Raw genomic sequence first — 294 nt, forward strand, 5'->3', positions numbered from 1 at the left:
GCAACACCAAGGCCGTTGTCGCCAACGCCGCCGCGAGGACAGCCATCATCAGAGTCGTCAGGCGGGCCACCGGCACCTCCAACCGCCCCAGCGGATCCGGCTCCGCAGGCGAGTCTCGTCCGCGGTCGACGTGCAACCACACCGAGAAGGCCACCCCGGCGGTCGCGAACAGCCCGAACAGGGCCCAACCGAGCCAGCCCGGCAGCTGCAGAACGGCCACGACGTAGGCCAACATCGCCAGGCCGAACACCAGCTCACCTCCGCCTCGCACCACCCTGCCCAAGCCGCCCCACC

General features: G+C 70.7%; 1 protein-coding gene. It reads right to left on the reverse strand.

Translation table 11 applies throughout. The features are described 5' to 3' along the window. Positions 1-250 (reverse strand): hypothetical protein (locus tag OO014_RS19280; RefSeq protein WP_272463948.1); only part of this gene is annotated, 250 nt, incomplete at its 3' end. Positions 251-294: the final 44 nt, after the last annotated feature.

It is taken from the genome of Intrasporangium calvum, assembly GCF_028446585.1.
GTDB lineage: Bacteria > Actinomycetota > Actinomycetes > Actinomycetales > Dermatophilaceae > Intrasporangium > Intrasporangium calvum_A.